At 67.9% G+C, this 20357-nt stretch carries 17 protein-coding genes; 5 read left to right on the top strand and 12 right to left on the bottom strand.

What is annotated here, in order from left to right; genetic code table 11:
* Positions 1 to 45 precede the first annotated feature (45 nt).
* The 7 genes from ACTQ49_RS06985 to ACTQ49_RS07015 all read right to left on the bottom strand — a co-directional run bounded on the left by ACTQ49_RS06985 (position 46) and on the right by ACTQ49_RS07015 (position 7992).
* Positions 46 to 1158, bottom strand: coding sequence for a glycosyltransferase family 2 protein (locus ACTQ49_RS06985; RefSeq protein WP_441827127.1), 1113 nt, complete (start codon positions 1156 to 1158; stop codon positions 46 to 48).
* Between the two features lie 132 nt (positions 1159 to 1290).
* Positions 1291 to 2160: a class I SAM-dependent methyltransferase gene (locus tag ACTQ49_RS06990; protein ID WP_441827128.1), complete on the bottom strand. Its 870-nt coding sequence runs from the start codon at positions 2158 to 2160 to the stop codon at positions 1291 to 1293.
* A 154-nt stretch (positions 2161 to 2314) separates the two neighbouring features.
* Entirely contained in the window at positions 2315 to 3124 is an 810-nt protein-coding gene (locus tag ACTQ49_RS06995; protein ID WP_441827129.1) for a hypothetical protein, read from the bottom strand.
* A complete protein-coding gene (gene wecB / locus ACTQ49_RS07000; protein WP_441827130.1) occupies positions 3121 to 4233 on the bottom strand; it encodes a non-hydrolyzing UDP-N-acetylglucosamine 2-epimerase in 1113 nt (370 codons plus the stop codon). The genes ACTQ49_RS06995 and wecB overlap by 4 nt, the downstream gene beginning before the upstream one ends.
* Positions 4230 to 5264: a polysaccharide deacetylase family protein gene (locus ACTQ49_RS07005; RefSeq protein WP_441827131.1), complete on the bottom strand. Its 1035-nt coding sequence runs from the start codon at positions 5262 to 5264 to the stop codon at positions 4230 to 4232. Before ACTQ49_RS07005 ends, wecB begins: the two co-directional genes overlap by 4 nt.
* 109 nt (positions 5265 to 5373) lie before the next feature.
* Entirely contained in the window at positions 5374 to 5919 is a 546-nt protein-coding gene (locus tag ACTQ49_RS07010; RefSeq protein WP_441827132.1) for a hypothetical protein, read from the bottom strand.
* Between the two features lie 756 nt (positions 5920 to 6675).
* Entirely contained in the window at positions 6676 to 7992 is a 1317-nt protein-coding gene (locus tag ACTQ49_RS07015) for an FAD-dependent oxidoreductase (protein WP_441827133.1), read from the bottom strand.
* A 191-nt stretch (positions 7993 to 8183) separates the two neighbouring features.
* Between ACTQ49_RS07015 and ACTQ49_RS07020 the strand changes: the two genes are divergently transcribed.
* Positions 8184 to 9053: a glycosyltransferase family 2 protein gene (locus tag ACTQ49_RS07020; RefSeq protein ID WP_441827134.1), complete on the top strand. Its 870-nt coding sequence runs from the start codon at positions 8184 to 8186 to the stop codon at positions 9051 to 9053.
* Between the two features lie 103 nt (positions 9054 to 9156).
* On the opposite strand, the gene ACTQ49_RS07025 is transcribed toward ACTQ49_RS07020, so the two are convergent.
* Together ACTQ49_RS07025 and ACTQ49_RS07030 are read right to left on the bottom strand one after the other, a co-directional pair.
* Positions 9157 to 11304, bottom strand: a complete 2148-nt coding sequence (locus tag ACTQ49_RS07025) for a cellulase family glycosylhydrolase (protein ID WP_441827135.1) — start codon at positions 11302 to 11304, stop codon at positions 9157 to 9159.
* Between the two features lie 105 nt (positions 11305 to 11409).
* Positions 11410 to 12456 (bottom strand): cellulase family glycosylhydrolase, encoded by a 1047-nt coding sequence (locus ACTQ49_RS07030; RefSeq protein ID WP_441827136.1) that lies wholly within the window; start codon positions 12454 to 12456, stop codon positions 11410 to 11412.
* Between the two features lie 375 nt (positions 12457 to 12831).
* Between ACTQ49_RS07030 and ACTQ49_RS07035 the strand changes: the two genes are divergently transcribed.
* Positions 12832 to 14136 carry a hypothetical protein gene (locus tag ACTQ49_RS07035; RefSeq protein ID WP_441827137.1) on the top strand — a complete coding sequence of 435 codons (1305 nt, stop codon included), beginning with the start codon at positions 12832 to 12834 and terminating at the stop codon, positions 14134 to 14136.
* Positions 14137 to 14166: 30 nt separating this feature from the next.
* A complete protein-coding gene (locus ACTQ49_RS07040) occupies positions 14167 to 15537 on the top strand; it encodes a hypothetical protein (protein WP_441827138.1) in 1371 nt (456 codons plus the stop codon).
* Between the two features lie 140 nt (positions 15538 to 15677).
* On the opposite strand, the gene ACTQ49_RS07045 is transcribed toward ACTQ49_RS07040, so the two are convergent.
* From ACTQ49_RS07045 to ACTQ49_RS07055, 3 genes are read right to left on the bottom strand one after another with little or no spacing between them, the layout of a single operon-like run.
* On the bottom strand, positions 15678 to 16943 hold the full coding sequence (locus tag ACTQ49_RS07045) for a lipopolysaccharide biosynthesis protein (protein WP_441827139.1): 1266 nt from the start codon (positions 16941 to 16943) through the stop codon (positions 15678 to 15680).
* Positions 16944 to 16975: 32 nt separating this feature from the next.
* Positions 16976 to 17815: a glycosyltransferase gene (locus ACTQ49_RS07050; protein WP_441827140.1), complete on the bottom strand. Its 840-nt coding sequence runs from the start codon at positions 17813 to 17815 to the stop codon at positions 16976 to 16978.
* Between the two features lie 9 nt (positions 17816 to 17824).
* Positions 17825 to 18328 (bottom strand): serine O-acetyltransferase, encoded by a 504-nt coding sequence (locus ACTQ49_RS07055; protein ID WP_441827141.1) that lies wholly within the window; start codon positions 18326 to 18328, stop codon positions 17825 to 17827.
* Positions 18329 to 18635: 307 nt separating this feature from the next.
* Here ACTQ49_RS07055 and ACTQ49_RS07060 point away from each other — a divergent pair, with 307 nt between their 5' ends.
* Both ACTQ49_RS07060 and ACTQ49_RS07065 read left to right on the top strand, forming a co-directional pair.
* On the top strand, positions 18636 to 19199 hold the full coding sequence (locus tag ACTQ49_RS07060; RefSeq protein ID WP_441827142.1) for a DapH/DapD/GlmU-related protein: 564 nt from the start codon (positions 18636 to 18638) through the stop codon (positions 19197 to 19199).
* A complete protein-coding gene (locus tag ACTQ49_RS07065) occupies positions 19196 to 20311 on the top strand; it encodes a glycosyltransferase (RefSeq protein ID WP_441827143.1) in 1116 nt (371 codons plus the stop codon). The genes ACTQ49_RS07060 and ACTQ49_RS07065 overlap by 4 nt, the downstream gene beginning before the upstream one ends.
* Positions 20312 to 20357 lie beyond the last annotated feature (46 nt).

The raw sequence follows: 20357 nt of genomic DNA on the forward strand, positions 1-20357 counted from the left end.
GATGCCGGTTCGGACCGCTTGCTCCTGGCCGGCAGCCCGGTGGTGTCAGCCCTGCTGCACGGCCACTTCGACGACCTCGACCGGCGTGCTGGCCGTGGCGAAGGCTGCGTCCACCTCGTCGATCGTGGCCGGGGTGGGCCGGTTCTTCTCATCGAGCACGTACTCCACGGAGGGAGTGCGGATCGGTTCGGTGGGCGAGACCGCCTTCAGGCTGTAGCCCAGGTTGTACAGCTCCTCGAAGTAGCGCTTGCTCTGCAGGCTCATCAGGGACTGCACCAGCAGGACGAAGAAGAGCACCGACGAGGCGACGGCCACTCCGTGCCAACCCAGGTGCCCGGTCAGGGTGAGGACGAAGCCGACCAGTCCGAAGAGCAGCGCCGGGATGAGTGGCACCCAGAAGGGGCGCCACAGGTATCCATTGATCAGCTGACGGTAGGTGGTCATCCGGCTCGTCGTGCTGGTGAGCGCGGACCGGCTGACCCGCTGTTCCAGGCCTGCCCAGCTCAATGTCGCCGGGATCTCGACGATCCGCGCACGCAGGATCTGCGCCTTGTAGATGATCTCCACCATGATGTCCGGGCCCTCGGCCTTGAGTGACATCGAACGGATGAAGGGGCCGTCGTAGGCACGCACCATGCCCGTGAGGGTCTTGATGTCGTGGTACGAGGTGAAGTTCAGGAACTTGTTGGCGGCCTGGCTGCGCATCGCGAGCGGCCTCGGTACGCGGACCGAAGCGCCGCCCTCCATGTACGGCGAGGCGATCACGATGTGCGGATGGGTCTCGGCCCAGGTGTCGATCAGACGGCTGATGTCGTCGATCGAGTAGCTCAGGTCGCAGTCCACGGCCAGCACTACGTCACCGCGGCTGGCCTGGATGCCCGTGCGCATGCCCGCGCCCAGACCGGCATTGCGCCGGTGCGAGAGGATGCGCACCGGCGTGGTGATCGTGGCGGCGATACGGGTGGCCTCTCCCAGGGTGTCATCATCGGAACCGTCGTTCACGACGATGATCTCCCACTGGAAGTGGTCCTTCTGTTGGGCGAGTTGGTCGAGGGCCTGCAGGGTCTTGCCCACAGTGCCCTCCTCACGGAAGCAGGGCAGCACGAAAGTGCCCGTCGGACGGGCCAGCTGCGCGCCAGTGCCTTGCACTGTCGTCATGACGAAATCCCCCAGAGTTTCGACGAGCCCCCCCGGACTCTTGCCCCACAAACCCTAGCCATCCCATGGGGCCAGCGGGGCCTTGTGGTGGCGACTGGAACGTTCAATGTTGGTCGGGTGATCAGCTGATCGTCAGACTTCGGCGTCAGCGTGTCGCGCCGTGAAAGTCACCAGATCGTCCAGGAAGTAGGGCACTGGAACCCGGGCTGTGACGGCACGCAGGGCCTGATGCGGAATGCTGCGCCGCCCACCGCGTTCCACGCTCTGCCCGACGACGGTGCTCAGGCTCACCACCTTGGGGGTGGCACGCCAGCTGGTCAGCACCAGTCCGGCCTCGGCGAGCGCCTTCTCCACGGCTGGTCGGGTGAGCAGCCACAGGACGGAAGGCGGGCTGAGCTGCTGCCAGTGGTTGCCGGAGGCCTTGGCCGTCACGGAACTGGCATCCCAGGTCTCGCACACCAGTGAGCCACCCGGGCGCAAGAGGTGGGCGGCCTGGGCGAGCGCGTCCAGCGGGTCGGGCATGTGTTCGAGCGACTGGAAGAAGGTGATGGCGTCGACGGGCTCCGGCACCTCCGCCAAGCTGGGCACCACGGGCAAACCTCGGCGGCTGCAGGCCGCGGCGGCCCAGGATGAGGGTTCGACGCCGATTCCGCGCCAGCCCGCGAGCCGGGCTTCGTCCAGCAGGAAGCCAGTGGCGGCACCCACATCGCACAGCACTCGGTCCTCGGGCCACCCCTGGGGGCCGGCGGTGGCCTCCAGGCGGGCAAGCCGAGCGCGGGCCGTGCGGCGGTGCCACGGTTCGTCGGCCTCGTAGTCCGGGTAGCCGGCCTTGGCGCCGCCGTCGATGAAGTAGTCGGCGTCGTAGAAGGTCTCCGGCTCCGGAGGCATGGGGTCCAGCCGGCCGGCGCGGCAGCGGCGGCACACCAGGTAGGAGTGGTTCGGGTGGGCCGCTGGGCTGACCCGGCGGGCAGTGTCATTGGAGCAGAATGGGCAGACGGACATCGTGCTTCCTCACTGTCGTTGACGACGTGCTGGGAGGCGGGGGATGGTCCGGGGTGGGATCACTGGTGGGCAAACAGATGCCGGTGGCGGGTGGTCGCCGCGGAATGCCCAAGGCCAGTCGATCCTCGATCCGAGGCGTGCCCAAGTACCCGGTTCAGGTGACTTCCGGCTCGGGCACGGCACTGCGTACCATCTGCGCGGTGGCCAGCAGGGCCAGCGCGAGGCCCACCAGGGCGAAGCCGGCATAGCCGGGGCGCGGCAGCTCGTTCATCAGCCAGAGGCCCACCGCTCCCGGCAGCAGCGTCTCCAGCACGTACATCGGCCCCAGGACCTGGGTGGCCCCGTGTCGGGCGAGCCCGCGAGTCATGTGGATCTGGCCCAGGACGATTCCGACGCCGGTCAGGATCCCAGTGATCCAACTGGTCAGTGGCAGGTGCCAGAAGATCCAGAGCGGATGGGCAGGGTCCCCCATCAGCAGTCGGGCGCCGATGGCTCCGAAGGAGAAGCACATGCCTGCCAGCAGGCCTGATCCGAGTGGCCTCACGGGCAGGGCCAGACCCAGGAGTCCCAGCACGGCCAGACCCGTCATCAGCCACAGGTGGGTGGCGCTGGTTGCCACCGAGTGTCCCGGCAGGGTGGCGCTGGCCAGCAGACCAAGCCCCACGAGCAGGGCCGCCAGGGCGGTCCAGTCGCGGGCATGCATCCGGCGCACGCCACTGAGGTGTTGCAGCAGTGCCGTGATGGCCAGCCCCAGGGTTGCCGTGCTCTGGACGATCAGCAGGGGCAGGCTGTGGCGGGCGGCCAGCGTCGCGAGGAAGCCCACGGCCTGGAGGAAGGTGCCCGTCCACCATTCGGCGGAACGCAGGGCACCTCCCTCAGCACGTGATCCGCTGTGCAGTTGGGCCCCGGCGAAGCCGTAGGCCAGGACGCCGAGCAGCAGCGCGGCGATGCTGAGCAGGATCATGCGTGCCCGTGCATGGGCCAGCGTCGGTTGATCTCCTCGACGATCCTCGCGCTCACCTCGTCCGTGCGGTACGGGAAGTCGCGGTGTGCGAGCTGCTCGCGCCAGCCGGCGGAGGCATCCCAGGCCTGCACCATGGTGGTGACCGGGTCGTCGTCGCCGAGCAGGCGGCACCAGCCGTCCAACAGTTCGGGACGTTCGGTGGAGTCACGCACCACCAGCAGCGGGCGACGGAAGAGGCAGGCCTCTTCCTGCACGCCGCCGGAATCGCTGATGATCAGACCTGCGGTCTCCTCCAGTGCCATGAACTCGCGCGGCGGCAGGGGCTCGATCACCTGGATGCTGCCCAGCTCCTCCTCGATGCCCCAGTTCGCGATGTTCTTGCGGGTGTGGGGGTGCAGTGGGAGCAGTACCGTGGTGCGCTCGGCCACGGCGGCCAGCCCCTTGAGCAGTCGGGTGAGCTTCTCCCGGTCGTCGACGGTGCCGGCACGGTGGATGGTGGACAGGACGAAGCCGTCGGTCTCGACCCCGTACTTGCGCAGGATCAGCGCACGCTCCTCATCGTCGACGCGCAGCACGGCCAGCGCATCGGCCAGCGTGTTGCCGGTGAGGGCAATCCGCTCGTCCTCGACGCCCTCGGAGCGAAGCTGCGCGGCATTCGCCTCCACCGGGGCACAGCACAGTTCCGCCACCTGGTCGACGAGGATGCGGTTGATCTCCTCCGGCATGATGCGGTCATGGCTGCGAAGTCCGGCCTCGACGTGCACCACGGGGATGCCGAGCATGTTGGCGGCCAGGGCGCCGGCCAGCGTGGAGTTGGTGTCGCCCTGCACGACGACGGCGCGGGCCGGATGCTGCACCAGGTAGCGGGTCAGCTCCTGGGTGGCCAGGCCTACCTGCTCGCCGCGGGTGCGGCCGCCAATCGCGATGTGGTCCGTGACCCGCACACCCGCCAGGTCATTGAGCACCCGGCCCCACATGTTCTCGTCGTAGTGCTGGCCCGTGTGGATCACGGCGCCGTCGTCGCCGAGCGCTCGGATGATGCCGGCCAGCTTGATGGCCTCCGGGCGGGTGCCCAGGACCACCAGCACCTTCTCGCTGATGTGGTTCACTTGCCGTCCACCTCGCGGCCGCGGGTCAGCAGGTCGATGCTGCGTTCCTGCACCGGGATGCCCTTGATGCTTTCCGCGTGCTCGGCCAGGTTGACCAGGCGGTACTGCTTGCCGAAGGCCTCCATGATGAAGTCCAGCATCTCCATCTTCTTGCCGAGCGGCATGTTCATGCCGGGGAAGAATTCCAGGCCGGGCGCATCCTTGCCGTCCAGGAGGTCCAGGGGGTGCAGCAGGAGCGAGGGCTGGGTGCCGGTTGCCTTGCAGAAGGCCAGCGCGGCCTTGATGTAGGCCTTGGCGACAGGCATGGAGTAGCCCGAGAGATAGATGACGTAGGAGGCGTGGATCGGCACGCGAGCCATCGGGAAGACGGTCACCGGGACCTCGGTGAGCTGCACGGCCGGCGATGTCTTGCCGTCCACCTCGCAGCACGGGGCCTTCCAGGTGAAGGGCTTGTTGGGCAGCCCGGCATCCCACAGGGAGCCGAACAGGGCCTTGCGGTCCTCGCGCTCGCTCTTGGACAGGTCCTTGTTGGTGCGCAGGTAGTACTGGCGGGCCAGCGGGCCGATCCAGGTGGCCAGCACCGAGCAGTCGTAGTCGTAGTCGAGCTCGACGAGGGCGCGCATCAGATCGGGGCTCATCGCGAAGCCGGGCGCGCGGAAGCCACGGGGCTTCGGGGCGCCCGCCGCCTGCAGGGCATCCTCGGTGCGCTTGAGCTCGTCGCGGAGCTGCTGCGGCGAGTAGAGGTGCAACCAGGGCTCGTGCTCGTAGGAGTGGCTGCCGATCTCGCAGCCGTATTCCGTGAGGGCCTGGACGAAGTCCGGGCCGTCTGCTGCCGCCGCGTCGGCGCCCACGACGAAGACCGACGGCTTCACCTGGTGCTTGCTGAAGCTCTCGATCATGCGCTCGGTCAGGATCGGCAGATAGCTGGGCCGTTCCACCCAGTCGGCATCGCCATGGGTGCGCTTGTAGCTCCAGAAGTTGTCCGCGTCGAGTCCGACGCTTGCCAGCGGCTTGTTCGCGGCAGTGGTCATGAAAATCCCCTTCCCCCTGTATCGGCACTCAGCCTATGCACCGGTGGGGTCCGGGAAGGACTCGGCCCCGGCGCGGGCAGCGACACGCCGGGTGGGGGACAGGCAATCCTCAGGCTTCGGCCTCGACGTGCGCCCAGGCAGCTGCTCGGCGGCGCTGCAGCTCTGCTAGACCTCGCCGCAGCCAGTGACGTCCGACCACAGCGCTCGCGCGGATCCATTCAGCCGCCAGGTAGCGGGGCCCCACCCAGGGCAGGTACGTGCGTGAGGTGGAGATGAAGGAGGTCAGGCCCCTGAATGGATCCATCAGGCCACGGTTGATGGCGGTCGTCGAGAAGACGCCCACGGTCCTTCCGCCCGGCACCAGCTCGTAGCTGCGTTCGCGGCCCTCCAGGACGTCGAGCCAGCCCCCGACGAAGTCGACACCGGTCTGTCGGAGGGCGACGAAGGAACCCCAGGGGCGCAGGTTCACGTCGACGACCACCAGTCCATCGGGCGTCCGCATCAGGTCCATGTTCATGGTTCCGGGGCCACCGATGGCGGCGACCACCTGCCGTCCCACCTGCAGGACGGTGGGTTCGTCCAGCGTCTCCAGCGCGTCCAGGGGGGCCGAGCTCGCCCAGTTCTGCCAGGTCGCCGGCGCTGCGGGTGCCCGCATAGGCCCCCTCCTGGACGATGCCGCCTTCGGCGTCAAAAGTGGCGACGTAGCACAGGCTCTCGCCGCCCGGGCAGAACTCCTCGGCGTAACTTCCGCCGTCCTTGTCGAACTCCGCCAGCGCCTGGGCTGCTTCGGCCACCGATTCGCAGATGCGCACCGAGACACCGCCATTGGCGATGCGGCCCTTGACCACGAGGGGCAGTCCCAGTTCTGCGACGGCCTCCTGGGCCGTGCCCTCGACCATCCGCGGCACCCGCACTCCTGCCGCGTGCAGCGTCCGCATGGCGACGAGCTTGTCCATCCACTTGCGGCGGTTGTCGAGCACCCGGCGCAGGGTTGGGTGGATCGGCAGGGGGTCGATCGCCTCCAGCACGTCGGGGAGGACGAATTCGGAGGCCCACACGTCGAGCAGGCGTTCGGGCGCTGCCGTGAGGAGGACTGCCCGCAATTGCTGTGGGTTCGCCGCGGTGGTCGTCGGCGTGAGGATCCGGGTACGAAGCCGGCGCACCAGTGAGTACGGATAGCCCACCCACAGGGTCCGCACATCTCGCCGACGCAGGCTCCCGCAGCCCTGTTCGAAGGCCACCAGGCCCGCTCCCACCATCACGGCCAGATCTCGTTCCCTGAGCCCAGGATTCCCTTGCATGGATGCATTCCCCCGATCGATCAAGCGACCGATGATTGCTAACCGTGCTAATTCACGGCAACTGTGGCAAGAGTGGCAATGTCACCCGAACGGGAGACAATCCTGTCCTTTCATTCAGTTGATGAGTCTGCTCTCACTTCGGCCAGGGCCCGGTCCACCAACTCCAGCGAGGACTCGACATTCAGGGTGCCCGTGGTGTTCTGGGCAGTACCCACCACGTGCACGCCCGGAATGGAGGTCGTGAAGCCCAACGGGTCATCGGCACCGGGCAGGGGAAGCGGGACAACATGTCGTGCTCGGTTGATGCTGCTGGCCAGCACCTGGAAGGTCTGCTGCGGGAAACACTGCTGCAGGCCGGAGAGCAGGCGTTCGCGCAGCTGGTCGTCACTCTCGTCGAACCACTCGTCGTCGCTGGCGCAGTAGTGCGGCAGATAGACCAGCTTGCCGCCGCCATGGGCATCCGGCGCCATCAGAGCGTGCATGCCGATCACGCCGGTCAGGCCAACGTCATCGATCAGGTACGTGATGTAGGAGTCATTCGGGGCATGGTCCAGCACGAAGGTGCCACAGACCACGCCCAGGTAGGGGGCGTCGGTGAGTCGACGACGTTCGACGCTGGTCAGCTGCGGCAGCAGTCGTGAGGCAATCGGTGCGGGGGTGGTGATGAAGACACGGTCCGCCACCAATTCCTCGCCGGTCGCGAGCGTGACGTGCACACCGGCCTCGTCCGACTCGACGCGGCTGACGTCGGCGCCGGTCCGGATGGTGCCACCCAGCTTCTCGATCCGCTCCAACAGGGCGGCGAAGACCGGTCCGTAGCCCTCTGGCAGGACGCCGAAACGGTCGCCAGCTCCCTTCAGGCGGGCCTGCACCAGCCGACGGAAGGTGCTGACCATGAAACTGGCGGAGACCTTGTCCGCCTGGGTGCCCAGCTTGGCTCGCAGGATGGGCCACCAGAAGGCGTCGAGGGCGCTCTTGCCGGCTGTCCGGCCCAGCCAGTCAACGGCCGTCATGCGGTCAGCGATCTTCATCGGCAGGGCCAGTGATGCGGCAATGGAGGCGCCGATCCGGACACGGTCGGTGAGCTTGAGCATGGGCAGCGTCGCCATCTGCCCCAGGCTGCTCGCGGGGTACTGCCGCCCCTCCTCGATGATCTCCGCCGGGGCGCTGGTCCAGCGGACGGTGTCCTGAAGATCGAGTTCCTCCAGCAGGGCCAGCACCCGCTCGTCGGACTCGAGGATCACGTGGTAGAAGCGGTCCACCTCGAAGGTCTGGTCGTTGACCGTGAAGGTCTCCGTGGCGGTGAGTCCGCCCAGTCCCGGATCCCGGTCCAGGAGGGTCACCTGGTGTCCCTCCTTTGCTCCCTGGTGGGCCAGATGGGCCCCGGTGGCCCCGCCTCCAACGACGATCCAACGTTCTGTGCTCATGCCCGTCCCCTCGGTCTCGGCTGCCCTTGGATGCTATGCCAGTCCGGCTCAGGGTGCATGGGAGGGTCGCTGAGGCATGGGCCACGGGCCTGATCGCGGCGGTCGGTCGCCGGGCGCCGGTGGCATGGGGATGAATAGGCTGGAGGCACTGCGAGCTTCGCGGGGGAGACGACTTTGCAGGAGGACGAGTGATGAAGATCGGCGTGGTGGTTCCCACCGTCGACCGTGCGGATGCGCTGATGAGGGTGCTCGATGCGCTCAAGGGGCAGACGCTGGAGCCCGAGGCCGTCGTGGTGAGCCCACCGGACCGGACCAAGCTTCCGGCCGAGGTGCTGACAGACGACTTCGTGACCGTGGTCGATGGCGTTCGGGGCGCCTCGGCCCAACGCAATCTGGCGCTGGCCGCCCTGCCGGACGGGCTGGACCTGGTGGCCTTCTTCGATGACGATGCGGTGCCGCGGGTTGACTATCTCGAGAAGATGTCGCTCGTCTTCGAGGATGCGAGTGTCATCGGCGCGACGGGTGAGGTGGTTCGCGACGGGGCGCAGGAGAAGAGAGAACTGTCGCCGGCCGAGATGACCGCCGCCTTGAATGCCAGTCGGACCCGTCCGACCGCTGGGGTGAGCACCGTCACCGGGCTCTACGGCTGCAACATGGTGGTCCGCGCGGAACCGGCACAACGGGTCGGGTTCGACGAGCGCCTTGCGCTGTACAGCTGGTTGGAGGACCTGGACTTCTCCCGGCAGTTGCTTCGCGAGGGGCGTTTGGTGCAGGTGCCACAGGCGGTGTGCGTGCACCAGGGCAGCGCGTCGGGTGGCCGCAAGCAGCACCGCCGTCTTGGCTACAGTCAGGTCTCCAATGTGGTCCACCTGCGGCGCAAGGGATCGATCACGGTCCGCGACGAGATCCGCCTGATCGGGCGTCCGGTCCTGGCCTCGCTGCTCGGCTCGGTGCGGGGTGGGGAGAAGCCCGAGCGGCGGGAGCGGCTCGCGGGCATGGCGATGGCCACGGGCGACGTGCTGCGTGGCCGCGTGACCCCGGAACGCATCGAGAGCCTCTGACCCCGCTGCGGGCGAGCATCCACCGCCCGGACCGAGGAGGTGGGACACGGCGAGGGCCGGTGACCAGTCAGACTGGTCACCGGCCCTCGCCGTGTGCGGTGCCTCAGCGGGAGGTCACCTGCTGCATGCGGTGGTAGATCGGCTTGGCGCTGCCGTCCTGACGCATCAGGCCCAGGTAGCCCATGAAGTTGCTGCCGCCCTCGTCGTAGAGCGTGTAGTACATCATCGGGCCGTGGTTCGGCATGGCCTTCCAGCGCTCCAGGGACTGCTCCAGGAAATCGGCGCCCATGTTCTCGTCGATCGGCGAGGCGCCGCCATTGCTGCCGCCGGCCTCGGTGGCCCACAGCTGCTTGCCCGAGTCGCCATTGCGATCGAGCACATTGCGGTAGGCGTCCAGGCGCAGGAACTCACCCAGGTTCTTGTTGAAGGGGTGGGTGTACAGGTGCACGCCGACGGCGTCGCTGTTGGCCGCCAGGCCGTTGTCGTACATCTGCTGCAGCCAGACGAACATGTCGACGTCGGTGCCGCCACTGGCGCCACCGGTACCACCACTCACGACGATCGCCGACGAGTCGACCGACTTGATGGCATTGCGCGTGGTGCGCATCAGGGCCATGTAGCTGCCGGCATTGGGGGCCGGGGTCCAGTACTTGGTGAGGTTGGGCTCGTTCCAGACCTCCCAGGCCTGCACGCGGCCCTTGTAGCGCTCGGCGGAACGCTGGGCGAAGCGGGCAAAGGCAGCGCGCTCGTTGTCATTCTGCGGGGCGTAGGTCAGCGGGGTGCCGGCCGGGCGGGCGTAGGACGGCAGGCCGCTCACGACGCCGAGCACCTTCAGGCCGCGACGGTTCGCACCCTCGATGACCGCATCCATCTTGCTCCAGTCGTACTGGCCCTCATTGACCCAGGTGATGTGGCTGGCGGCGAAGTCGAGACGCAGCCACTTGCCACCAGCGGCGGCGATGCGGTCCAGGTCACGGTCACGCTGCCACTGGGGGGCAAAGAGCAGGCTGGTGCCCGTCACCGAGACACCCGTCTTCTCCGCAGTGGACGTCGTGCTGGTGCTCTGGGGAGCCGGGGCACTGCTGGTGGGAGCGGGTGCCGGAGCCGGGGCCGGGGCGGGAGCGGGAGCGGGAGCGGGAGCCGAGAGAGTCTGGGCGGTGCTGCCCGTGACGGTCTTCAGGCTTCCCCAGGAGGCTTTCGGGGTTCCCGTGTGTCGGAAGAATCCCAGACGGGCCCCCGGGGTGTCCTGCGGCAGGTCGTCGAGCGTGTGGAAGAAGGTGGGGCCGAAGGCGGCTCCGGTGGTGCGCTCGGTGGTGGTGGTGACGGCGATGGCCGCCTGCTCCTCGGTGGCGGTGCCGGTGCCGCCGGAGGGGATGCCCACCTGCGTCCACCAGACCTGCTTCCAGCCGTCACCATTGGCCTGGGCCACCTGGCGCAGACGGGAGGTGAGGTTCAGGGCCGGGTCCTTCTCCGAGCTCAGCCAGGCATGGGCACCGATGGCTTCGAAACCGTCCTTGGCGCCGGCTGCGTAGAGCTTGGACAGCCAGTCATTCGAGGAGATGTCCCCGGGCTGGGTGGCACCGCCGGCGCCACCCAGGATGACGGTGGTGTGCGGGGCAACCTGGTCGATCGCAGCGCGCGCGGCCTTGACGGTGCGGGCGTAGTTGCCGGCATCGGGTGCGGGGTGCCAGGTGTCGGTGCGGTTCGCCTCGCCCCAGATCTCCCAGGCGGCCACGGTTGCGGAGTAGCGCTCGGCAACGGTGCGAGCGAAGCTGGCGAAGGCCTCGATCTCGGCGTCATTGCTGGGGCCGTGGCTGGCGGGCGAGCCCTGCGGACGGGCCCAGACGGGCAGACCGGAGAGTCCACCGAGCACCTTGATGCCGCGGCGCTGGGCCTCGGCGACGACGGTGTCCAGGGCCTGCCAGTTGTACTGGCCACGGGCCCACGTCATCTGGCTGGCGGCCACGTCGACGCGGATCCAGCCGGCACCGGACTCGGCGATCCGGTCGAAGTTGCGGGCGCGCTCGCTGGGAGACGCATACAGGAGGCTGGTGCCGGTCATGGCGATGCCGACGGACGCGTCGCGGGTGGAGGCGTCGGCCTGCGGAAGATTGGCGGGTGCGGTCTGGGCAGAGGCCTGCGGGGCCATCACAACGGCGGCGGGCAGGCAGAGGGCAGCGGCGAGGCCACCAACCAGAGGAATCAGACGAGCGCGGGCACTCTTGCGGCGCGCAGGGGTCAGGTCGGACATCGAGAGCTCCAAAAGGGGTGGTGTGAGCATCCGCGTGTTCGCCAGTGACGAACGCGCCGGGTACACGTTAAGCGAAGAAACCCTCAGAGAAAAATCAGGAAGCTCTTATTGCCCACCGGCAGAAATTCGGAATATGTCAAGTCCCGGCTTTGGGTCACCATCCTCGCGAACCAAGCCGTAGGTCTCGTAGCGGCTGGCTGCTCCCGAGTCCCTCAAGGTGTACCAGAACAGCGGCCCCGCACCGGGTACTTCCTCTTGCCAATAGGTGAACGTCATGCGAACTAATTCTGCTTGTTCGGCCTCGCTCATCACCGGCCCGTCATTGCCCTTGGTTGGCGCCCCGGTCTCGGTTCCCCACAGTGGAATCTCGCCCAAGCCGCGTTCCTTGGCCAGCTGTGCCACCTCCCGGGCTTGTCCCAGGGCGCCGTCCGGCTGGCCCGTCAGGTTCGTGTAGGGATGCAGGGCGATGGCGTGGAAGTGACCAGCAGCGCCTGCGTCCAGCACCCCGCGCAGGAAGCTGAGGGGGTCGAGCTCCCCTGGCTGGGTTGGCCCGCCCGGACCACCGGTCACCACCAGGGCATCGGGGTCGGCCTCCCGGATGGCCGGCCAGCTGGCGATCACCAGGCGCGCATACTGCGTTGGATCAGGCCGAGGGGCCCAGAACGCGATCAGGTTGGGTTCATTCCACACTTCCCAGGCGTCGACTCGGCCACGGAAGTGTTCGGCGGTCCGCCGGCAGAAGTTCGTCCACCGGGCCAATTCCTCGTCGGTGGTGGGCGCGAAGACGTGGCTCGAACCGGGCGGGCGCAGCCAGACCGGTGTCGTGTGCAGAAGTCCGAGCACCCGCAGGCCAAGGTTCCTGCACATGTTCACCAAACGGTCGCTCGCGCTCCAGTCGAAACGGTCGCGTTCGGGCTCCAGTCCGTCCCAGTAGAAGTCGAAGCGCACCCAGCCGCACCCCATGTCCCGGACGAGCTCCAAGGTCGCGCGCAGGTCGCGATCCGTCGCGGCCATGAGCTCGTGGGCGGGAAGCGCCATCCCGACGACGTCGCGGCCGGCTCGGGGCTGCTCGTCGGTCGTCGAATTCGATCCGCAGGCGGTGGCGGCAAGGGTGAGGGCACCCAGCCCGAGGAGCATCCGGCGAGTGGGCATCGTTCCGCCTTTCCTGAGCATGCCACTGCCGCACACCGTGGACGGGCAGTGGGTCGCGGTCATCCTAGGGCCTCGCTCCAACTTCGGGATGAGGACGACGGTGGACGGCCGGGCGGGGACGATCTGTCGACGAGCTCGCCCACGCGCTCTTTCCAGCAGGTGCCTGTGGATCAACTTAGTGTGCTCATGATCCTCTCAGGTACGGGATGACGCTTGCCAGACAGGGATCTCGTCCCCTCGGGAGTCCTCCCCAGCCCGGTGGGCCGCGGACGAGCCCGCTCCCGACAAGGCCCTTCATCCACCCGGTCTGGGTATCATTCAAATCGCTTCCCAGCTTGGGTTGCGTAACGGGGGAAGGGCTCACACCAGATGCGCATGAACGACTACCTTGTGGTGGCCAAGCGCTACCGGCTGCCGATCATCTTGGTCATGCTGCTGTCCATCGCTGGCGCGGTGGCGCTTGGCCAGGTGGGCAAGCCGAAGTACCAGGCCACGGCAGAACTGCTGTTCTCCGTCAATGGTGGAAACTCGGCCACGGACCTGAATCAGGCATCCACCTATCTGGACCGCCAGATGACCTCCTACGCACGTCTGGTGCAGACGCCGGTCGTCCTCGATCCGGCCATCCAACGGCTTGGCGGCGGGATCGATGCGAGCACCCTGGCCGGGATGGTGGACACCGAGGTGCCCACGAGCACGACCCTGCTCGATGTGACCGTCACGGCTGATGACCCGGCGCGAGCCGCCCAGCTGGCCAACGAGATCGCCAACAGCACCGCCACCGTCGTCGGAGACCTCTCCCCGGCGCCCAAGGATTCCGGTGAGAGCGTCAAGGCCACGGTCATCGCGCCTGCCGAGGTTCCGGAAGTGGCCGGTGGCATGGGACTCGTGCCCCGGATCGTGATGGGAACCCTGCTGGGACTCGTCCTCTCGGCCGCCATCGTCGCCCTGCTGCATGCCCTTGACCGTCGCCTGCACCGCAGCGAGGACCTGCGTCGCATCGCGCAGCGCGTTCCGGTGCTCGCCGGTCGTTCGCAGATGCACGGAACGGGCGAGCCCCGTGCCCTGCTGACGGGCGCCCAGCCCATCGACGAGGACTTCCGTCGGGTGCGCTCCTCCCTCCAGTCGGCCTGGCCCGCCCTCGTCCTGGGCCAGGACGGACACGAGTTCCGGATTGCCGTCAGCACCCCGCGCGGAGGCGCACCCCACGGGATGTCGGCCGGCATCGCCAGCGCCCTGGCGGAGACCGGACGCAATGTGCTGTACGTGGATGCCGATCTGCGCGCGAGCGCTGACGGCCAGCGAGGGCTGGCCGAGGTGCTCTCCGGCCGCGCTGCCGTCGATACGGTCCTGCAGAAGAACACCCAGCCGGGCCTGACGGTTCTTCCGGCCGGCAATCCCGAGGGCCGAGATGCCGGTGCGATCGTTGGCGGGCGTGACTTCGCCACCCTGCTGGACCGGCTCTCGAACGGTTACGAACTCGTGGTCGTGAACACTCCGGTCATGGATGACAGCGCCGACGCAGAGGCGATCGCCCGGCTGTGCGACGGGGTCGTGCTGTCGGTCGACCTCGGCCGGCTGCGGACGAGCGACGTCCGGTCTGCCGTCAACCGGATGGCGACCGCGAATCCGAGTGGCATCGTCGTGCTGGCCAATGGGGCCGGCAGGCCTGATGCCTGATCGGGGCAGCCCCGCTGCCGAGGAGGCGTCATGACCCTGGTGCACCAGTCCACCCTGCTGCTGGTCTCCACGCTGGCCTTCAACCTGCTCGCCATCGGATACATCGCCCGACGCGGGGACGACGGCTTCCGGATCCGTCTGCTCATCCTGCTCAACTACATGGTTGACAACGTGATCTCCGGGCTCGTGCACGTCCTTGGCCTGTCCGAGGATCGCGGCTTCTATGAGGCACTGTCGGGGAATCCACCCGGCGCGGGCAGCGGCTTGATGACGGCCTCCTGGGCTGCGCTGCTGGGCCTGACGGGTCTGTTCCTGGGCACCCTGGCCCACCGTCGGGGCGTCCAGCGTGACCTGGTCCCGGAGTCGAAACTCGTGTCGTGGCCCTCCCACCGCCGTGGTTCGGCGCTGGCACTCTCGATGCTGATGCTGGCTGTCTGTGGCCTGTCCTGGATAAAGGTCCGCTCGGTCACGGCCGACGTCAATGGCCGCATCATCGCCGTGGGGGGCGGCAATGCCCGCTTCGTGACTCTCGCCGGCTGGCTGCAGTGGGCAGTGACGTTGTTGGTGCTGACCCTTCTGGCTCGTCAGAAGTCCACGCGCAACCACATCTGGAATGCGTTCGTCATGCTCTTCTCTCTCGCGCTGATCGTCATCACCCAGGCCTGGAGCGGCGGCCGGTCAACCCTGCTCTTCGCAGTGCTTCCCCTCCTTGCCATCGTGTTGCCCTTCACCGGCAAGGTGAAGTGGCCCATGCTGGGTATCGGTGGTGGCGCACTGGGCGCGATCATCTGGTTGCTGACCCTGCAGCGGGCCGAGCAGTCCGCCGGCTCGACCGACATGTGGGGTCTGGTGGACTGGCAGTGGGGTCGGTTCTCCATGGGAGCATGGGCCGCGCGCTATGTGGAGGAGCACGGTTCCGTGCAGGGGGAGACCTTCCTCTCCTCCCTGCTGGCACTGCCCGACGCCCTGCTCCACTTCGTCGGCATCGCCCTGCCGCTGGAGAACATTCGCAGCATGGTGGAGATCACGGGTGCCTCTCTGCGCGGCTCCAACGAGATGATCTTCATCGTTCCGGGGCTGACCGCCGAGTTGATCCTGAACTTCGGGCTGGTGGGCGTCTTCGTCGGTTACTACCTCCTGGGCCGGCTGGCCGCCATGCTCGCCGACCGTTTCCGGTACTCGGTCTTCGAGATGGAACGGGTACTGATCGTCTTCATCGCGACGGTGGTCTGCTTCTCCACCATCGTCGCGGCCGCCGAGGCCTTCTTCCTCACCCTGTTCATGGACGGCCTGCCGCTGGTGGCGCTGGCCATCTGGGAGCGATGGGAGGCCCGCCGCACCCTGGCGAGCGATTCGGCGCCCCGTTCCGAGGAGGCTGCTCTTCTCCAGCGCGGCCACTGACAGTCACCACGGCAAGGATCCCCGCACCCACTGGGTGCGGGGATCCTTGCCGTCATGGGCCCTCCGCGCCGTGGACAGTGCGGCGGGCGACGATTGGGGTGAGTGGCGAGCGGCGCCAGTCCCGGGCCGGCCCGTCGGGCTCAGGCCAGCCAGTAGGCGATGGGGGAGAGGACCAGAACGGCCGCCCAGCACAGGCCGTAGGCCTTCCACGGGGCGTAGTCCTTCACCATCAGGAAGGCGATCGTCACCACCACGAGGTCACGCAGCACGACGAAGTAGGCGGCCAGCAACAGACTGTGGCTCGCAGCGACAGCGATGATGATGGCCAGGGCCACACCAGCCAGCGGCGCATAGAGGGTGGTCCACCCACGTCCCGCCCGCAACTGCAGCACGGATCCGGTCCAGGCCAGAACCGACGGAACCGCCGAGATGGCCAGGACCGGCACGATCGAGAGCGCTTCATTCCAGTCCTCACCCAGGATCGGGCGCAGGATGGCGGCCAGCACCACCGACGCCGCGAAGGCCATGAGGGCCAGGGCGATCGTGCGGCGCATGGTGTGTTCGGTGACCCGCTGGATCTCCTTCGGATCGCCATGGGAAGCGACGGCGGCGCGGGTCACATTGGCCGTCGAGGCCGCCAGGGCGTCGCCTGCCGAGCGGCCAACATTGCTGGCCATGCTGTAGGTGCCCAGCACCGACGGGCCGGCGAAACCGCCCAGCAGTACCCTTTCCGCCTGTCCCTGCAACCAGGCCAACACTGAGTAGGCGGCCATGCTGGTCCAGTCGGAGCGGATCGACTTCTGTTCCGGGGTGGCGGCAACCTCATAGTCGCCACGACGGGGCATCGCACCGGCCATCCGGATGCAGAAGATCGCCATGATGCCCTCAGCCAGGAGGGTCTGCAGCGCCGGGCCGAAGATGGAGCGTTGCACCATCAGCAGTGGAATGGCGATACCGACGCTGATCGCCGATGCCAGGAACTGGCCGCGCGCCAGCATGCGCCACTGACCATTGAGCTGCATGCGACCAACGGCCGCGATTCCCGCCGCGCTGGCGATCGGCGCCAGTGCGATCGGCATGAGTTCGAGCGCCATCGTCCAGCTGCCGATCGTGCCGTTCAGGCGCAGGACCAGAATCAGGCCCCCGATCAGGACAACGCCCACCAGTGGGGCAGCGAGGCGGTAGACCTGCAGGAAGCGACGCCCTTCCGGTTCCGTCACCGCCCGGATGATGACCTGACGAACAGCAGAGTCGGTACCCGCCATCACCGCCGTGTACATCAGCGTGACCATCGCGTAGATGCCGACGGTCTCGGTGCCGGTGTACCCCGCGAGCATCAGCATGAGCAGGGCTGAGAAGGCCCTCGGCAGCATGCGTTCGAGGAAGGCAGGGATCTGTGTTCGCACTGTTGGTACTCCAGGAAAGGAAAGAGAAGGGGTCAGCCCTGGCGGTGCACCATGGTTGAGCAGTCCATCTGACGTCGCAGGTAGGACTTGTTGGCGGGACGCACCGGCGCCAGGAGTCGCTCCTGGTCTCCCGGGCGCAGCGCGAGGCGGCAGTCAGACTGGACCCGGTCGCCCATGCCCAGGCGGTCCGCGAGCCCCTGGTAGCCGGTACGGAAGGCAGGCTCGGCCATCATGCGCTCGTCGACGCCGGCGGCGGCCGACATCTGGCCAGGGCTGAGCCGGTAGCAGATGGACGGGACGGGAACCTTGCTCAGACGCTTGCCAGCCGCGGCCGCACGCAGCCACAGCTCGTTGTCCTCGCCGTAGCGGATGGGCCGGTAGCCGCCAACCTCCTCCAGGGCGTCGCGGCGGCAGACCATCGACGGGTGGAAGAGCGGGTTGAAGAAGAGCAGCGACAGCCCGGTCTCGTAGGCGTTCAGCGGGCCGGGATAGGACGCACGTGGCTTCATCCCCTCGCCAAACCGGATGGCGCTGGTGAAGACGAAGTCATCCCGACGCAGGCTGGGCAGTGAGACAGCGAAGCGCCACGGGAGGCAGATGTCGTCGGAGTCCATCCGCGCCAGATAGCGGCTGTCGGTGGTATCGGTCATGTTGATCAGTTGCCGGGCGAGCCCCTTGTTCACGGGATCGGGGCGCACCTTGAGCCGGCGGTCCTCGATCCCGTCCAGGCCGGCGAGGGTGGGTTCGTCGGGTCCGTCGATGGTGATGATCAGCTCGGAGTCCTTGGGCATGGCCCGCAGGGTGGATCGGGTTGCCGCGGCGATCGTGTCGCCGGAGCGGTAGCCCGACATGATCACGGTCAGGAGAGGCATCTCAGCTCCTCAGCGAAGGGACTCGGTGACGGTGGTGCCCGCGGGCACGGAACGGCCGACGAAGAGCTCGGCGCCGATGACGGAACCTTCGCCCACCTCGATGTTGCCGACGACCACGCTCGACGGGTAGATCGTCACGTCTCGGCCCAGCCGCGGGTACTGGCCCTTGCGGTTCGCCCCGATGGTCACGTTCTGGTAGATGGTCACCCCGTCTCCGATCACGGCACCCTCGCCGATCACGATGCCGACGGGGTGGGGCAGGTGGAAGGCCCCCTCGAAGACCACGCCGGGTGTCACGTCGCAGCCGTAGGCCTTGATGAGCATCTCGCGGGCGACCATGCCGGCCGGGCCGCCCTGGGCGGCGATACGCATCCAGGCGCCGGCTCGCAGGTTCACATTGCGGGCGAGCACCGCGGGCGACCAGTGGGCGGTGAATCGATCGCCCACCTGGCGACGAAGGAACTGCTGGTCGCGGCTGCAGCCGTCGACAGCCGTCTTGACTAGCTTCAACATGTGGATCCCCTGATCGAAGTCACGGGGGGGGCGGACACCGCGCCAGGCCGGTGGCCCTCGACTGCACGTTCCCCCGTTCGTACAGTCCGCGGGGCAGCTGCTTCCAGCGCCGCGTCGGGACGTCTGCAGGCTACCCCATGGGGATGCGGCCCCTCATGGCGCTGAAAGCGTTTCCACAGGTGCGTCGACGGGAATGTCTTCAGACAGACTTCAAGGGGATCGGCCGGGCATCCGCCGTTGCCATGGGCCGGGCATGCGTAGGCTTGGCACGTCGATCCGGCAAGTCCATCAGACCAAGGAGACGTTCATGAACGAAGCGCTCGGGGGCGCTCATTTCAGGAGGCTGGCGAAGTTCACGGGCGCGGGCTATGACAAGGGCCGCCCGTTGGCGGTCTGCGCGGTCTGGGCCATGGTGGCCGAGCCGTTGACCCGCTCGATCCTGTGCCCGCCGTCGGTCCGTGCCAAGGTCCTCAGGGCTTTCGGGGCCACGATCGGCGAGAACGTGAACATTCGCAATGACGTGCGCATCCACTGGCCGTGGAAGCTGACCGTCGGCGACAACTCGTGGATCGGGGTGGGCAGCTACCTGCTCAACCTGGAGCCGATCACGATCGGCGACGACGTGTGCGTCTCGCAGCAGGCCTTCCTGTGCACTGGCAGCCATCAGGCCAATGACCAGGCATTCGAGTACGACAATGCGCCCATCGTCGTCGAGGACGGCGCCTGGGTTGCCGCGCGGGCCACCGTCCTGCGCGGCGTGACGATCGGCCGGGACGCAGTGGTGGGGGCCACTTCCCTGGTCACTCGCGACGTACCGGCCGGTGCGCGTGTCCTGGCCCCCGCCGCCCAGACCAAGGAGCCAGCGCTGTGAAGATCCTGCAGATTGCCACCGTCATCACCCCGGAGAATGCCTATGGCGGTCCCACCACCGTGGCGCTCAACCACTGCCGTGGCCTGATCGACGCGGGGCACGACGTGACCCTCGTCGCCGGTGCGCAGGGCTTCGAGGGTGCGCTGCCCGAGACCTTCCAGGGCGTCCCGGTGAAGCTCTTCCCCGTGGTCCAGGCCTTGCCCGGTGCAGGCTTCGCCGGGATGGCCTGCCCGGCCATGCTCAACTGGCTGTGGCACAACGCCCGCACGGCCGACGCGGTGCACGTGCACCTGGCCCGCGACTTCGTCACGCTTCCGGCCGCCTCCCTGGTCCAGAACCTGGGAGTGCTCACCTGCGTGCAGACCCACGGCATGATCGATCCTTCGGACAAGCTGCTGGCCAAGCCCCTGGACGCCGCCCTGACCCGCCGCGTGCTGCGTGCGGCTCATCGTGTCTTCCACCTCACCGAGGTGGAGCGTCAGGGTGTGCTGGAGGTGGCAGGCAAGGACCTGCGCATCGAGGAGCTGCACAACGGCCTCGACGCCGACTCCATGCCGAGCCCACGGCCCCACGACCATGTCACCGTGCTCTACCTGGCTCGGCTCCAGGCGCGCAAGCGGCCGCTGGTCTTCGTCCAGGCGGCCCGTGAGCTCGCGCCCGAGTTCCCCGATGTCCGATTCCGCATGGTGGGCCCCGACGAGGGTCAGGGCGATGAGGTGGCACGCGCCATTGCCGAGTCAGGTCTGGGTGACCGTCTGGTGTGGGACGGCCCCGCCGACCGGGCCGGTTGCCAGGATGCCATGGCCACCGCCGATGTCTACGTGCTCCCGTCCGTCGACGAGCCGTATCCGATGTCCGTGCTGGAGGCGCTCGCGGCCCGGCTGCCCGTGGTGCTGACCGACACCTGTGGTCTGGCGCCCGCGGTGGAACGGGGCGGTGCCGGCACCGTGACCACCAATGACCCGGCGGAGATCGCCCCGGCGATCCGTGCATACCTGGCTGACGAGCAGCTGCGCAGTGCCACGGCGGAGCGGGCCCAGCGCCTGATCCGTGAGGAGTTCTCCATGCGGCCCATCGTCGAGCAGTTGCTGCGCGCCTACCAGGGGAGCTGATCTGACTTGTCGTCGACCCTTCCCGAGACCACGAAGGACCATCTGC

This window comes from Luteococcus sp. Sow4_B9 (assembly GCF_052116585.1).
GTDB lineage: Bacteria > Actinomycetota > Actinomycetes > Propionibacteriales > Propionibacteriaceae > Luteococcus.

Coding starts and splice junctions, on each gene's coding strand:
- ACTQ49_RS07040 (WP_441827138.1), top strand. CDS start 14,167: ATGACCCTGGTGCACCAGTCCACCCTGCTGCTGGTCTCCACGCTGGCC.
- ACTQ49_RS07055 (WP_441827141.1), bottom strand. CDS start 18,328: ATGTTGAAGCTAGTCAAGACGGCTGTCGACGGCTGCAGCCGCGACCAG.
- ACTQ49_RS07025 (WP_441827135.1), bottom strand. CDS start 11,304: ATGTCCGACCTGACCCCTGCGCGCCGCAAGAGTGCCCGCGCTCGTCTG.
- ACTQ49_RS06990 (WP_441827128.1), bottom strand. CDS start 2,160: ATGTCCGTCTGCCCATTCTGCTCCAATGACACTGCCCGCCGGGTCAGC.
- ACTQ49_RS07010 (WP_441827132.1), bottom strand. CDS start 5,919: ATGCGGGCACCCGCAGCGCCGGCGACCTGGCAGAACTGGGCGAGCTCG.
- ACTQ49_RS07005 (WP_441827131.1), bottom strand. CDS start 5,264: ATGACCACTGCCGCGAACAAGCCGCTGGCAAGCGTCGGACTCGACGCG.
- ACTQ49_RS06995 (WP_441827129.1), bottom strand. CDS start 3,124: ATGATCCTGCTCAGCATCGCCGCGCTGCTGCTCGGCGTCCTGGCCTAC.
- ACTQ49_RS07020 (WP_441827134.1), top strand. CDS start 8,184: ATGAAGATCGGCGTGGTGGTTCCCACCGTCGACCGTGCGGATGCGCTG.
- ACTQ49_RS07060 (WP_441827142.1), top strand. CDS start 18,636: ATGAACGAAGCGCTCGGGGGCGCTCATTTCAGGAGGCTGGCGAAGTTC.
- ACTQ49_RS07035 (WP_441827137.1), top strand. CDS start 12,832: ATGAACGACTACCTTGTGGTGGCCAAGCGCTACCGGCTGCCGATCATC.
- ACTQ49_RS07015 (WP_441827133.1), bottom strand. CDS start 7,992: ATGAGCACAGAACGTTGGATCGTCGTTGGAGGCGGGGCCACCGGGGCC.
- ACTQ49_RS07050 (WP_441827140.1), bottom strand. CDS start 17,815: ATGCCTCTCCTGACCGTGATCATGTCGGGCTACCGCTCCGGCGACACG.
- ACTQ49_RS06985 (WP_441827127.1), bottom strand. CDS start 1,158: ATGACGACAGTGCAAGGCACTGGCGCGCAGCTGGCCCGTCCGACGGGC.
- ACTQ49_RS07030 (WP_441827136.1), bottom strand. CDS start 12,456: ATGCCCACTCGCCGGATGCTCCTCGGGCTGGGTGCCCTCACCCTTGCC.